We start from the raw sequence: 12,968 nt of genomic DNA, 5'->3' as shown, positions 1-12,968 counted from the left end.
CACAATAGCTAATGACAGCGCAATTTGAACACGTATCCGTATTAATGGATGAGACCATCGATGCCCTTGCAATTAAGCCAGACGGTATATACATGGATGGTACATTTGGACGTGGTGGCCACTCTGGGCAAATTTTAGCACGCCTTGGTGATGAAGGTCGCCTGCAAGCAATTGACCAAGATCCACAAGCAATACAATCAGCTGAAAAATTTGCTGATGACCCACGTTTTGCAATTGCACATACTCGCTTTTCAAACCTATACGAAGTAGCACAGCAAAACGATCTAATTGGTAAAGTCGATGGCATTTTATTAGACATTGGTGTTTCGTCACCACAATTAGATGACGCTGAGCGTGGCTTTAGTTTTATGAAAGACGGCCCACTCGATATGCGTATGGACCCTACAACAGGTCGCAGTGCAGCACAGTGGTTAGCAGAGGCTGAGTTGGATGATATTACCCACGTAATTAAAAAATTGGGCGAAGAAAAGTTTGGTAAACGCATTGCACACAAAGTACTTGAAGTTCGTGAGCACACGCCAATCACAACTACCAAGCAGCTTGCTGACCTTGTTGATGAAGCTGTACCGGTAAAAGATAAGTTTAAACACCCAGCTACCCGTACTTTTCAGGCTATTCGTATTTACATTAATAGTGAGCTTGAAGAGATTCAAACTGCGCTACAGTCTGCAGTTAAAGTGCTAAAGCCAGGCGGACGTTTAGTAGTGATTTCGTTTCATTCTTTAGAAGACCGTATTGTAAAACAGTTTATTAGAAAACAGAGTAAGGGAGAAGCATTACCCAGAGGTTTGCCTTTAACTGATGCACAAATAAATAAAAATCTGACGTTAAAAGCAGTGGGTAAAGCTATTAAGCCAAGTGCTGCAGAAGTAGAGCGTAATCCACGTTCTCGTAGTTCTGTACTTAGGATTGCACAGAGGTTGGGATGAGTAAAAAAGCGAGCTATCGGCAACCTAATTTATTCTTTGAAATATTAAAAGGCCTAGGAGCTAATAAGCTAACCTCGGCCTTGTTGGTTGTGATATTCGCTTCTAGTTTAGCTGTTGTGCAAACAACCCACTTAGCTCGTGGCCAACTTATACAGCAAGATCAATTATTACAAGAACGCGATGAGCTCGATTTAGAGTGGCGCTACTTACTTGTTGAAGAAGAATTTTATTCGCAACATGCACGCATTGAAGAAGTAGCTACATCACAATTGAAAATGAAAAGACCTACGAGTCAAGATGAGCAGGTAATAATAGTACAATGAGAAATAGAGGCAAAAAACCAGTCACTAATTTAATCACATGGCGCTTTATGCTGGTGTGTGCAGTTGTGTTTATGGTGTTTGTAACACTCGTATCTCGCGCTGCTTATTTACAAGTAATAGAACCTGATAAAGCACGTTCAGAAAGTGACAAACGTACCGTGCGCGTTGAAAAACTACATGTGCAACGCGGGATGATTTTTGACCGTAATGGTAAAGAGTTAGCGGTAAGTGTGCCTGTTGTAAGTGTATATGCTGATCCTAAAGCATTGCACAAGTCGCTTGTCTCTAAAGTAATTAAACAAGTACGTAAAAGCGGCGAAGATCATTTATCTTTAGCTGAAAATACCGCCGAGCTTGATAAGCGTACTGCACTTTATTATAAAAACGATTTACGCTGGCGTGAGCTTGCAGATGTATTGCGCATTGATCCCAAGAAGATTAACTCTCGACTTTTAAACGATCCCTCGCGTCGCTTTGTTTATTTAAAGCGCCAAGTTACTCCTGCTGTAGCAAATTATATTGGCGATTTACGCCTACCAGGTATTCATTTACTAGATGAATCTAAACGCTATTACCCCGCCGGTGAGGTTACCGCGCATGTTATTGGTTTTACTAATATAGACGGTAAAGGCATTGAAGGCATTGAAAAGCTATACGAAAACGCTTTAACGGGCGAGGAAGGCCGCCGCACTATACGTAAAGACGCACAAGGGCGTGAAGTAGAAGTGCTTGACGAGCGTGAGCGCGTAGAGCCAGAAAGTATAGAACTAAGTATTGACCAGCGAATTCAAGCTATTGCCTACAAAGCTGTAAAATCAGCTGTACTGACTTACAAAGCCACATCGGGCTCAGCTATGGTAGTTGATGTTAAAACCGGTGAAGTGCTGGCAATGGTAAATAGTCCTTCATTTAATCCAAATAACTTAAGCGATGCTGCACCTCATAAGCGTCGTAATCGCGCAATTACAGATTTGTTTGAACCAGGCTCAACTGTTAAGCCTCTAGCCATTTTAGCTGGGCTAGACTACGGCGCCATTCAGGCAGATGACACGATTGATACCTACCCAGGTTGGATGCGTTTAGGTGGTAGTTTAGTTAGAGATACTCGTAATCACGGCGAACTAACACTGCGCGAAATACTAAAGTACTCCTCAAATATGGGGGTTGCGAAGGTTACTCAGTTAGTGCCTAAAGATTACCTTGTTGGCTTATATCAAAAAGTAGGCTTTGGCAGTGACACCGGTACTGGAATGGTAGGTGAAAGCAGCGGTTTGTTTTATCCAAATCGTCGTTGGTCTGACTTTGAAATTGCCACTTTATCATTTGGTTATGCAATTTCGGTAAGTACTGCGCAAATGGCGCGCTTTTATACCATGTTAGGCGCTGGTGGAGTTAATCGACCACTGACTATTTTAAAGCAAGATAATATACCTGAAGGCGAACGTATTTTTAAACAAAAAGACGTAGAAGCCGTAGTCCACATGATGGAAAGTGTATTTGAAAAAGACGGTACTGCTCGCAACATAAAAGTTGATGGGTATCGTGCTGCCGGTAAAACAGGTACATCTAAAAAAGCCGTAGCAGGTGGTTATGGTGATGAATATGTAGGTTACTTTGCAGGTGTAGCACCGGCAAGTAATCCTCGTTTAGCCGTGGTAGTTATGATTAATGAACCAGGTGGTGATGTGTACTATGGAGGTGCCACCGCTGGCCCTGCATTTGCAGAAATCATCTCTAACGCATTAAGAATATTAAACGTAGCGCCTGACAAGGAAGAGGTTGCGTACGTACAAGGTAAAGATAACGATGCGTGATTTAAAGGATATTTTAAAATACATCGAAATAGATGCACCCTCGCAACTGGTAAAGCATTTACGCCTTGATAGCCGTGAAGTAACGCCAGGTGATGTATTTGTTGCTATTAAAGGCCATACACTTGATGGCGGACAATTTATTACTAAAGCAATTGAAAATGGCGCAATAGCTATCATTGCTGACAGATTATGTGAATTTGAAAGCAGTTTTGAGCCACTGTATTTAGTCTCAGAGCTTGATAAAAAGCTTCCAGAATTAGCTAGTCGCTTTTATAGCCAACCAAGTCAGACTCTTGATTTAATTGGTGTAACAGGTACAAATGGTAAATCGACTACCACAGCAATGATTGCCCACTTAGCACAATTTTGTAGTACTGAGTCGGCTATTATAGGCACTTTAGGTTATGGCCATCCTGATAACTTAATTCCACTGATAAACACTACGCCTTCAACAGTTGATTTACAGCATATTTTGAGCGATTTAAATTCGCAGCATAAAAAGCTGGTAGCCATGGAAGTATCATCTCATGGATTAGTGCAACAACGCGTTGCTAAATGTCAGTTTAAAGCGGCTGTGTTTACTAATCTTTCGCGCGATCACTTAGATTACCATGGTGATATGGCAAGTTACGGAGATGCGAAATTAATGCTTTTCCGTGATTTTGAGCCGCAAGTTGTAGTGCTCAATCAAGATGACTTTCAAGCTGAGCAATGGCTTGAAAAGTATGATTTTAATAACCTAATTTGTTATGGCCGCAAAAACTTAGCTCCTAAGAATGCCCGATACGTTTATTTTTCTGATGTTGAATATTCAAGTGAAGGTATTTCGGCGCAGCTGTCGACAAGTTGGGGTGATATTTCAATTAAATCGCCTCTGTTTGGCGAATTCAACTTATATAACTTAACGGCAGCGCTCGCTACATTACTAGGGCTAGGTTATCCGCTTGAGCAATTAGTTGCTGGTTGTGCGCAGTTACAGCCAGTCGCTGGTCGAATGCAAGCTTTTAGTCAAGCTGGCATACCAACGTGTGTTGTTGATTACGCCCATACACCCGATGCACTTGCACTTGCATTACAAGCATTGCAGTTGCATGTGCCAGGTGGTGTAAGTTGTGTATTTGGTTGCGGTGGCGACAGAGACAAAGGTAAGCGCGCATTAATGGCGCAAGCTGCAGAGCAAAACGCTAATAAAGTGATTATTACCAGCGATAACCCTCGAACAGAAAATCCTGATGACATTATTGCAGATGTAGCAGGCGGTCTAACCCATCCTCAAAATGCACATTTAGAGGCTGATAGAGCAACTGCAATTCGTTTTGCTATAGAAAATGCTACAGCTGATGATGTTATTTTGATTGCAGGTAAAGGCCACGAAGATTATCAAATTATAGGCGATAAGCGCATCGACTTTTGCGATCGCCGCTATGTACAAGAACAACTAAAAAAAGCAGTAAGAGGGATAACACAATGATCCCAATGGATTTTGATTGGTTAGCTAATGTGCTAACAACTGATTATCAAGGTGATAATCAACACGTGCTAAATATAAATACTGATACTCGCACAGTGTGCGATGGCGAAGTGTTTTTAGCACTTAAAGGGCCAAATTTTGATGGCCATAAATTTATAGCTGAGGCTAAACAAAAAGGCGCTATAGGCGTTATTGTTCAGCACAAAGTTGATGTAGATATTCCACAATTTATAGTAAGCGATACACGTATTGCACTAGGTACAATTAGCACCGCTGTTATGGCCCAAGTGGCGCCTAAAACAATTGCAATTACAGGGAGTGTAGGCAAAACCACCGTAAAAGAAATGTGTGCAGCAATTTTGTCGGTTCACGGTGATGTATTAGCTACTAAAGGTAATTTTAACAACGATATTGGCGTCCCTCTTACGTTATTGCGCTTAGAGCCTCAACATCGTTTTGCTGTTATTGAGCTAGGTGCAAATCACTTAGGTGAAATTGCTTACACAACGGCAATGACAAAACCAGATGTGGCCGTTGTATGTAATGTTGCAGCAGCTCACTTGGAAGGTTTTGGTAGCTTAATGGGCGTTGCAAAAGCTAAAGGTGAGATTTTTGATGGCCTAAAAGATGACGGCGTTGCCATTGTTAATTGCGATAGTGAATTTAGCCAGTATTGGTTAGATAAACTTGAAGGGCGTAATGTTAAGCGCTTTTCTACAACCGAAAAACTCGATATTTGGGCAGAGAACATCACGCTTGATGCCAATGCACGTGCAAGGTTTACGCTTTGCACTAAAAACAAGCAAGTGCCTGTTACTTTGGCACTACCTGGTAAGCATAATATTAGTAATGCACTTATCGCTGCGGCGCTGACCAGTGAATTTGATGTAACCCTTGAAGAAATAGCCAACGCACTTGCCACAATGGGTGATGTAAAAGGGCGCGTTAATTTAATTGAAGTGTCTGATTTACTTACCGTGGTTGATGACACCTATAATGCCAATGTTAAGTCGGTAAAGGCTGCGATTGACTTGTTAAGTGATATGCAAGGTCACCGCATTTTAGCACTCGGAGATATGGGTGAGCTTGGTGAAGATGCACGTAAGTACCATCAAGAAGTTGGCGAGTATGCACTTGAACAAGGGATTGATGAGTTATTTACATTAGGCGTGTTAAGTAAATACGCAAGTGATGTGTTTGAACTCCCTAATCGTCACTTTTCGAGCCGCGAACAGATGCAGCAAAAAATTCAAGAAAGCATTAATAAAGTGAATAAAAAAACAACAATAGTAGTGAAAGGATCGCGCAGTTCTCGCATGGAATTATTAGTAACCGATTTAGTTAATGGCCAGCAACAAGCCATCAATGGAGTATCATAATGTTAGTTTGGCTGGCAGAGTATTTAACACAGTATTTTAGTGGTTTTCATGTTTTTTCGTATTTAACGCTACGTGCCATTTTAGGTATTTTAACTGCGCTAATTATGTCTCTTTATTTAGGGCCTAAGTTAATTCGTGGTTTGCAACGTATGCAAATAGGTCAAACAGTTCGCGACGATGGTCCGCAATCGCATTTGTCTAAGTCGGGTACACCGACTATGGGTGGCTTACTTATTTTAGCGGCTATTTTTACCAGCACGCTACTTTGGGCCGATCTATCAAATAAATATGTGTGGGCAACACTGTTTGTAATTGGCTCATTAGGTATTGTTGGCTTTGTTGATGATTACCGTAAAGTTATTCGTAAAGACCCAAAAGGTTTAATTGCTAAGTGGAAGTACTTTTGGCAATCGGTCATTGCATTAGTTGTAGCTACTGCTTTGTACTTTACCAGTGCACAAGCATCTGAGACATCACTTGTTGTTCCATTTTTTAAAGACGTATTACCGCAATTAGGTTTGTTTTATATTGTGCTTACGTACTTTGCGATAGTAGGTACATCAAACGCAGTAAACCTGACCGATGGTTTAGATGGCTTGGCGATTGTGCCAATTATTTTGGTGGCTGCAGCATTGGCAATTATTGCTTACTTAACAGGTAATATTAACTTTTCGGCTTACTTACATATTCCACATTTACCGCTAGCGAGTGAGCTTGTAGTTGTGTGTACTGCCATTGTGGGCGCAGGGCTTGGCTTTTTATGGTTTAACACTTACCCAGCACAAGTATTTATGGGTGATGTTGGCTCATTAGCACTTGGTGGCGCATTAGGTATTATTGCTGTTTTAGTACGCCAAGAGTTACTACTTATTATTATGGGCGGTGTATTTGTAATGGAAGCACTATCGGTAATATTACAAGTGGGGTCGTATAAACTGCGCGGACAACGCATTTTTAGAATGGCGCCGATTCATCATCATTATGAATTAAAAGGTTGGCCAGAGCCTCGCGTTATTGTGCGCTTTTGGATTATTTCTGTTGTGCTAGTGCTTGCTGGCTTAGCTACTTTAAAGATTCGATAAATGCAGTATTTAAACGAGATAAAAAACAAACAAATAACAGTGCTCGGACTCGGTGTAACCGGTCTGGGCATTGTGCGTTTTCTATTATCTCATGGCCTCGCCCCCAAGGTCGTTGATAGCCGAGCAACCCCGCCGGGGATTGATTGGTTAAAAGAGCATGCGCCAAATCTAGATACCCACTTTGGTAATTTAGATGACGCTGAGCTTTGTTCAAGCAATATGATTATTATAAGCCCTGGGCTTAGCTTAAAAATACCAGCTGTTGCAAATGCAATTAACGCAGGTGTTGAAGTGATTGGCGACGTTGAGTTATTTGCACGTATTAATACAAAACCGGTTGTTGCTGTTACGGGCTCTAACGGTAAATCAACCGTGGTTACGCTCGCTTATGAAGTATTAAAAGAAGCCGGCTATAAAGTTGCTTTGGGTGGGAATATTGGCACAGCGGTGCTTGATTTACTCAACGATGATTTTGATGTGTATGTACTTGAGTTATCTAGTTTTCAGCTAGATACCACAACGAGTTTAAAACCTGTGAGTGCAACGGTATTAAATGTGTCAGAAGATCACCTTGACCGATACGACAGTTACCAAGCTTATATAGACTCAAAGCTAAGTATTTATGGCGGTACAGAGCTTATTGTTGTCAATGCAGACGATATTCAAACACATCCAGTTGAGCGCGGTACAACCCCCCTAATCAGCTTTGGTGCTCAACAAGGTGATTACCATTTAGCGCAGCATAATGGCGAAACTCATTTTATGCTTAAAGGCGATGCCTTTTTACCTGTTGATACGCTTGCGGTAGTGGGTAAACACAATTATTTAAATACGCTTGCAGTAATGGCGCTTTTAAGTCCGTTTGAAGTAAGTAAAGTGCAATATAAAAATGCATTAGGTCAATTTAATGGGTTGGCTCATCGCTGCCAATTTGTAGCTGAACTTAACGGTGTAAAGTATTTTAACGATTCAAAGGCAACGAATGTTGGAGCGACCATTGCTGCAATAGATAGTTTAGCTAGTGACGGTGAAAATCTGATTGTTATTGCTGGTGGCGATGCTAAAGGCGCTGATTTAAACGCACTTAAACCCTACATAAAACAGCATGTAAAAGCATTAATTTGTTTTGGTAAAGATGCAAGTGACTTAGCTGCGATTACCAATAAGAGCTATTTAACTAACAACATGGAAGAAGCCGTTGCTTTGGCCAACGTACTTAGTAGTACAGGCAATATTGTTTTGTTAGCACCTGCATGTGCCAGCATTGATATGTATAACAATTATATGCAGCGCGGTGATGACTTTATTCAATGTGTTATGGCAGGGCAACTATGATTGCTTTTGCCGATATAAGAGATGCATTAACACCAAAACCTTCAGGTCAGTTGTATGATGTACCGCTGCTGTACTGCGTAATTATGTTAATTGGTGTTGGTTTTATCATGGTAACTAGCGCTTCAATGCCGACTGCTGAGCGGTTATTTGATGACCCATACCATATTACTATTCGCCACAGCATGTTTTTGGCAATGTCTTTTGTGCTTTTTTGGATAAGTGTTTGTGTGCCAATGGATTGGTGGAAACGATCCAACCCTTATTTATTAATACTAGGTATGGTGCTGTTAATAGCGGTATTAATTGTTGGGCGTGAAGTGAATGGTGCTAAACGATGGATACCTATTGGTCCTGTTGGTTTTCAGGTTGCTGAGGCCGCTAAATTATACTTTTTTAGTTATATTGCGGGTTATTTGGTAAGAAAACGCGAAGAAGTACAAGAAAATATTAAAGGCTTTGCAAAGCCAATAGCTGTATTTGCAGTGTATGCGCTACTTATTTTGCTGCAACCTGATTTAGGCACAGTGGTTGTTATGTTTGTAACAACGGTTGGTTTACTGTTTTTAGCTGGCGCTAAATTATGGCAGTTCTTTGTGCTTATTCTAACTGGCGTCGGTTTAGTTGTATTACTGATTATTGTTGAACCATATCGAATGGCGCGTGTTGTCGGCTTTTTGGACCCTTGGGATGATCCTTTTGGTAAAGGTTATCAGTTAGTTCAATCGCTAATGGCTTATAGCCAAGGTGGTTGGTTTGGCCAAGGCTTAGGTAACAGTGTACAAAAACTGCAATATTTACCTGAAGCGCATAACGATTTTATTTTTGCTGTAATAGGTGAAGAACTTGGTTTAATAGGCGTTGTAAGTATTTTAATGGTATTAGCTACTTTAGTATTTAGAGCGTTATTAATAGGCCAACAAGCGCTTAAATGTGGCAAAGAATACGAAGGCTATTTTTCGTTTGCCATTGGTATTTGGTTTGCATTTCAAACCATGGTGAATGTGGGTGCGAGCGCGGGTATTTTGCCAACTAAGGGTTTAACCCTGCCATTTATTTCTTATGGTGGTTCAAGCTTGTTAATTATGACCATTGCCACAGGCATTTTATTGCGCGTAGATTTTGAAACCAAAATGGCAACCAAACAAGCCACCTCACGTGGAGGCAAGCGATGAGTAAAAAATTAGTAGTAGTGGCTGGTGGAACTGGCGGACACATTTTTCCTGGTATTGCAGTGGCTGATTATTTAAAACAGCAGGGCTGGCAAGTTAGCTGGATTGGCACACCAGATCGAATGGAAGCAAGCGTTGTACCTAAGCATAATATAGATATTGATTTTATTAATGTAAAAGGTGTTCGTGGTAACGGATTAAAACGTCTTATTAAAGCCCCATTCATGGTAGTTAATGCAGTATTGCAAGCGCGTAAGGTATTGAAAGAACAGCGTCCTGATGTAGTACTCGCAATGGGCGGTTATGTTACGGGACCCACGGGAATTGCCGCAAAGAGTTTAGGTATTCCGTTAGTTATTCACGAGCAAAACGCTGTAGCGGGTATGAGTAATAAACTGCTAGCTAAGGTGGCTACACGTGTATTAGCAGCATTTCCAAGTGCTTTTGCACAGGGTCAAGCCGAGCTAGTAGGTAACCCAGTTCGCCAAAGCGTTATGAATATAGCCAAACGCGATGTATCAAGCCCTATTAATATTTTAGTGGTAGGGGGCTCGCTCGGTGCACAAGTGCTTAATCAAACATTACCAGAAGCATTTAAAGTACTAAATAATACAGCTCCTATAAGCGTATGGCATCAAACAGGTAAGGGTCATTTATCTACTGTAGAAACAGCTTATAAAATGCATGGCTTTGCGGATGGTAGTACAAAAATAGCTGAATTTATTGATGATATGGACGCGGCGTATAGCTGGGCTGATATTGTTGTTTGCCGTGCTGGTGCGTTAACTGTTAGCGAAATTGCAGCAGCAGGTAAAATGGCTGTTTTTGTCCCTTTTCCACATGCTGTGGACGACCATCAAACAGCAAACGCACAATATTTAGTGATGGCTAATGGCGCATTATTAATGCCACAAGGGCAGTTTAATAAACAATCAATTGTTGAACTATTAAGCCCATATTTAGCCCAACCTTCATTAATTACTGAAATGGCTACAAATGCAAATAAACAAGCCATTTTAGATGCCACAGCAAGCGTAGCAACGCACTGTGAGCAAGTAACAAATAAGAGAAAATAAGTGAAAGAAACGTCAGTACAAGAAAAACACACGCGCCCAGCAATGCGCCGAATAGAAACCATTCACTTTATTGGTATTGGTGGAGCCGGTATGGGCGGTATTGCTGAAGTACTCGCTTTTGAAGGCTACCGTATTACAGGTTCTGACATTGCTCATAGCGCTATGACAGATCGCTTAATTAAAGCCGGTGCTGAGGTATTTATTGGCCATCATGAAAATAACGTGAAAGATGCCAATGTAGTGGTTGTTTCAAGCGCGATTGATGAAACAAATCCTGAAATTATTGCAGCTAAAGCCGCAAGAATCCCTGTTGTGCGCCGCGCAGAAATGCTCGCAGAGCTAATGCGTTTTCGCCACGGTATAGCGATTGCGGGAACGCATGGTAAAACAACGACAACAAGCCTAATTGCAAGTATTTATGGACAAGCAGGGCTCGATCCAACTTTTATTATTGGTGGCTTGTTAAATAGCGCAGGTAGTAACGCAAAAGTAGGTAAAAGTGATTTTTTAATAGCAGAAGCTGATGAAAGCGATGCGTCGTTTTTACACTTGCAGCCAATGGTCTCGGTCATCACAAATATTGAAGAAGATCACATGGATACTTATGGCGGCAGTCTTGAAAAAATGAAAGACACGTATGTCGATTTCATTCATAACTTGCCGTTTTATGGTTTAGCTGTTGTATGTATTGACTCTGAAGTTGCAGCTGAGCTTATCCCGCGCTTTGGTCGCCCAGTTATTACGTATGGCGAATCGAAGGATGCTGATTATCGCATGAGCGACTTTAGCCAATCAGCTAATACGTGCACATTTACAGTAACTAACAAGCAAGGTGAGTGTTTAACTGCCACGTTGAATATGCCAGGTAGACACAACGCACTTAATGCAACCGCTGCGATTGCTGTGGCAAAAGATCAAAATATTGCGAATCATGCAATTTTAGAAGCGCTGCAGAAGTTTGAAGGTATTGGTCGTCGTTTTCAGCACTATGGTGAATTTGAAAACGAGCGTGGCAATGTGATGTTAGTTGATGATTACGGGCATCATCCTTCAGAAGTTGCAGCAACAATTGCAGCAGTACGTGAAGGTTGGCCTGATAAGCGTTTAGTAATGGTATATCAACCTCATAGGTTTTCTCGTACACGCGACTTATACGAAGATTTTGTAAAAGTTCTTGCTGATGTAGATCAGTTGCTATTGCTTGATGTGTATAGCGCTGGTGAAGATCCTATTGTAGGGGCCGACAGCAAAAGCTTATGTCGTAGCCTTCGTCAACGTGGCAAAGAGCCGCTACACGTAGCAACAAATGCTGAGCTTGCAGGTGTTTTGGCCGCAAATTTACAAAACAATGATTTAGTATTAACCCAAGGCGCTGGTAATATAGGTCAGTTAGTTAAAACATTAGCTGCAACGGGTATGTCGATAGAAAAACTTAAGCAAGGTGAAGTATGACTCAGGTAAACACACAATTTGGTAAAGTAGCGGTACTGCTAGGTGGTAACTCAGCAGAGCGTGAAGTGTCTTTACGATCGGGTCAGGCTGTTTTAAATGCGCTGCAAAATAGTGGTATTGATGCAATTGCATTTGACCCACAAAGTCGTTCTTTGTGGGAGTTAAAAGAATTAAATGTAGATCGCGTTTTTATCGCTTTGCATGGCCGTGGTGGCGAAGACGGCACAGTGCAGGGAGCACTTGAATTTATGGACTTGCCTTACACGGGCAGTAATGTACTAGGTTCAGCACTTGCTATGGATAAAGTACGTTGTAAGCACTTATTTAAATCAGCGGGTTTAAGCACAGCACCTTATACCGTAGTTGATGCTAAAAAAGGCTTTGATGCTAAAGCCATTATGGATGAATTTAAAAAGGTCATGGTTAAGCCATCGCATGAAGGTTCAAGCATAGGTATGGCGCAAGCAAGTACATCACAAGAGCTTGAAGATGCACTAGCTAATGCATTTAAGTTTGATAACCAAGTACTTGTAGAGCAGTGGATCACTGGTCGTGAATTTACAATCACGGTGCTTGGCGACGATGTACAACCAGTCATTGAGATGACGACACCTAATGGCTTTTACGATTACCAAGCTAAGTATCAATCAAATACAACCCAGTATCATTGCCCTGCAGATTTATCAGAGCAAGATACTAAGTACTTACAAGCCATATCGCTAGATGCGTTTGATTTAGTGGGTGCAAGTGGTTGGGGTCGTGTTGATGCTATGCAAGACGAGCAAGGGAATTTTTACCTGCTAGAAGTAAATACAGTACCAGGCATGACTGAAAAGTCACTAGTACCGATGGCTGCAAAAGCGAACGGGGCAACTTTTGAGCAATTAGTTGTTCGCATTTTAGAGCAAACGCTTTAA

General features: G+C 41.4%; 11 protein-coding genes. All 11 read left to right on the top strand.

What is annotated here, in order from left to right; translation table 11 throughout:
* Positions 1-11: 11 nt before the first annotated feature.
* From rsmH to H5092_RS01945, 11 genes are read left to right on the top strand one after another with little or no spacing between them, the layout of a single operon-like run.
* On the top strand, positions 12-950 hold the full coding sequence (gene rsmH, locus H5092_RS01995) for a 16S rRNA (cytosine(1402)-N(4))-methyltransferase RsmH (protein WP_024606338.1): 939 nt from the start codon (positions 12-14) through the stop codon (positions 948-950).
* Positions 947-1,273, top strand: a complete 327-nt coding sequence (gene ftsL / locus H5092_RS01990; protein WP_002957986.1) for a cell division protein FtsL — start codon at positions 947-949, stop codon at positions 1,271-1,273. Before rsmH ends, ftsL begins: the two co-directional genes overlap by 4 nt.
* On the top strand, positions 1,270-3,087 hold the full coding sequence (locus tag H5092_RS01985; protein ID WP_182732808.1) for a penicillin-binding transpeptidase domain-containing protein: 1,818 nt from the start codon (positions 1,270-1,272) through the stop codon (positions 3,085-3,087). The genes ftsL and H5092_RS01985 overlap by 4 nt, the downstream gene beginning before the upstream one ends.
* Positions 3,080-4,558 (top strand): UDP-N-acetylmuramoyl-L-alanyl-D-glutamate--2,6-diaminopimelate ligase, encoded by a 1,479-nt coding sequence (gene murE / locus H5092_RS01980; RefSeq protein WP_182732807.1) that lies wholly within the window; start codon positions 3,080-3,082, stop codon positions 4,556-4,558. Before H5092_RS01985 ends, murE begins: the two co-directional genes overlap by 8 nt.
* On the top strand, positions 4,555-5,937 hold the full coding sequence (gene murF, locus H5092_RS01975) for a UDP-N-acetylmuramoyl-tripeptide--D-alanyl-D-alanine ligase (protein WP_182732806.1): 1,383 nt from the start codon (positions 4,555-4,557) through the stop codon (positions 5,935-5,937). Before murE ends, murF begins: the two co-directional genes overlap by 4 nt.
* Complete coding sequence (gene mraY, locus H5092_RS01970) at positions 5,937-7,019, top strand: phospho-N-acetylmuramoyl-pentapeptide-transferase (protein WP_002957990.1); 1,083 nt, start codon at positions 5,937-5,939, stop codon at positions 7,017-7,019. The genes murF and mraY overlap by 1 nt, the downstream gene beginning before the upstream one ends.
* Positions 7,020-8,354, top strand: a complete 1,335-nt coding sequence (gene murD, locus H5092_RS01965) for a UDP-N-acetylmuramoyl-L-alanine--D-glutamate ligase (RefSeq protein ID WP_182732805.1) — start codon at positions 7,020-7,022, stop codon at positions 8,352-8,354.
* Positions 8,351-9,526: a cell division protein FtsW gene (ftsW, locus tag H5092_RS01960; RefSeq protein ID WP_024606332.1), complete on the top strand. Its 1,176-nt coding sequence runs from the start codon at positions 8,351-8,353 to the stop codon at positions 9,524-9,526. The genes murD and ftsW overlap by 4 nt, the downstream gene beginning before the upstream one ends.
* Positions 9,523-10,599, top strand: a complete 1,077-nt coding sequence (murG, locus tag H5092_RS01955; protein WP_182715721.1) for an undecaprenyldiphospho-muramoylpentapeptide beta-N-acetylglucosaminyltransferase — start codon at positions 9,523-9,525, stop codon at positions 10,597-10,599. The genes ftsW and murG overlap by 4 nt, the downstream gene beginning before the upstream one ends.
* Complete coding sequence (gene murC / locus H5092_RS01950; protein WP_039485322.1) at positions 10,600-12,051, top strand: UDP-N-acetylmuramate--L-alanine ligase; 1,452 nt, start codon at positions 10,600-10,602, stop codon at positions 12,049-12,051. It abuts the gene before it with no gap.
* Positions 12,048-12,968, top strand: coding sequence for a D-alanine--D-alanine ligase (locus tag H5092_RS01945; RefSeq protein WP_182732804.1), 921 nt, complete (start codon positions 12,048-12,050; stop codon positions 12,966-12,968). The genes murC and H5092_RS01945 overlap by 4 nt, the downstream gene beginning before the upstream one ends.

Source organism: Pseudoalteromonas sp. SR41-7 (genome assembly GCF_014163935.1).
GTDB lineage: Bacteria > Pseudomonadota > Gammaproteobacteria > Enterobacterales > Alteromonadaceae > Pseudoalteromonas > Pseudoalteromonas distincta.
The sequence above is the reverse complement of the archived record's forward strand: the minus strand, read 5'-3'. Positions and strand labels throughout refer to the sequence as shown.

Bases quoted from the DNA above. Each gene is read 5' to 3' on its own strand.
- rsmH (WP_024606338.1), top strand. From the start codon at position 12: ATGACAGCGCAATTTGAACACGTATCCGTATTAATGGATGAGACCATC.
- ftsL (WP_002957986.1), top strand. From the start codon at position 947: ATGAGTAAAAAAGCGAGCTATCGGCAACCTAATTTATTCTTTGAAATA.
- H5092_RS01985 (WP_182732808.1), top strand. From the start codon at position 1,270: ATGAGAAATAGAGGCAAAAAACCAGTCACTAATTTAATCACATGGCGC.
- murE (WP_182732807.1), top strand. From the start codon at position 3,080: ATGCGTGATTTAAAGGATATTTTAAAATACATCGAAATAGATGCACCC.
- murF (WP_182732806.1), top strand. From the start codon at position 4,555: ATGATCCCAATGGATTTTGATTGGTTAGCTAATGTGCTAACAACTGAT.
- mraY (WP_002957990.1), top strand. From the start codon at position 5,937: ATGTTAGTTTGGCTGGCAGAGTATTTAACACAGTATTTTAGTGGTTTT.
- murD (WP_182732805.1), top strand. From the start codon at position 7,020: ATGCAGTATTTAAACGAGATAAAAAACAAACAAATAACAGTGCTCGGA.
- ftsW (WP_024606332.1), top strand. From the start codon at position 8,351: ATGATTGCTTTTGCCGATATAAGAGATGCATTAACACCAAAACCTTCA.
- murG (WP_182715721.1), top strand. From the start codon at position 9,523: ATGAGTAAAAAATTAGTAGTAGTGGCTGGTGGAACTGGCGGACACATT.
- H5092_RS01945 (WP_182732804.1), top strand. From the start codon at position 12,048: ATGACTCAGGTAAACACACAATTTGGTAAAGTAGCGGTACTGCTAGGT.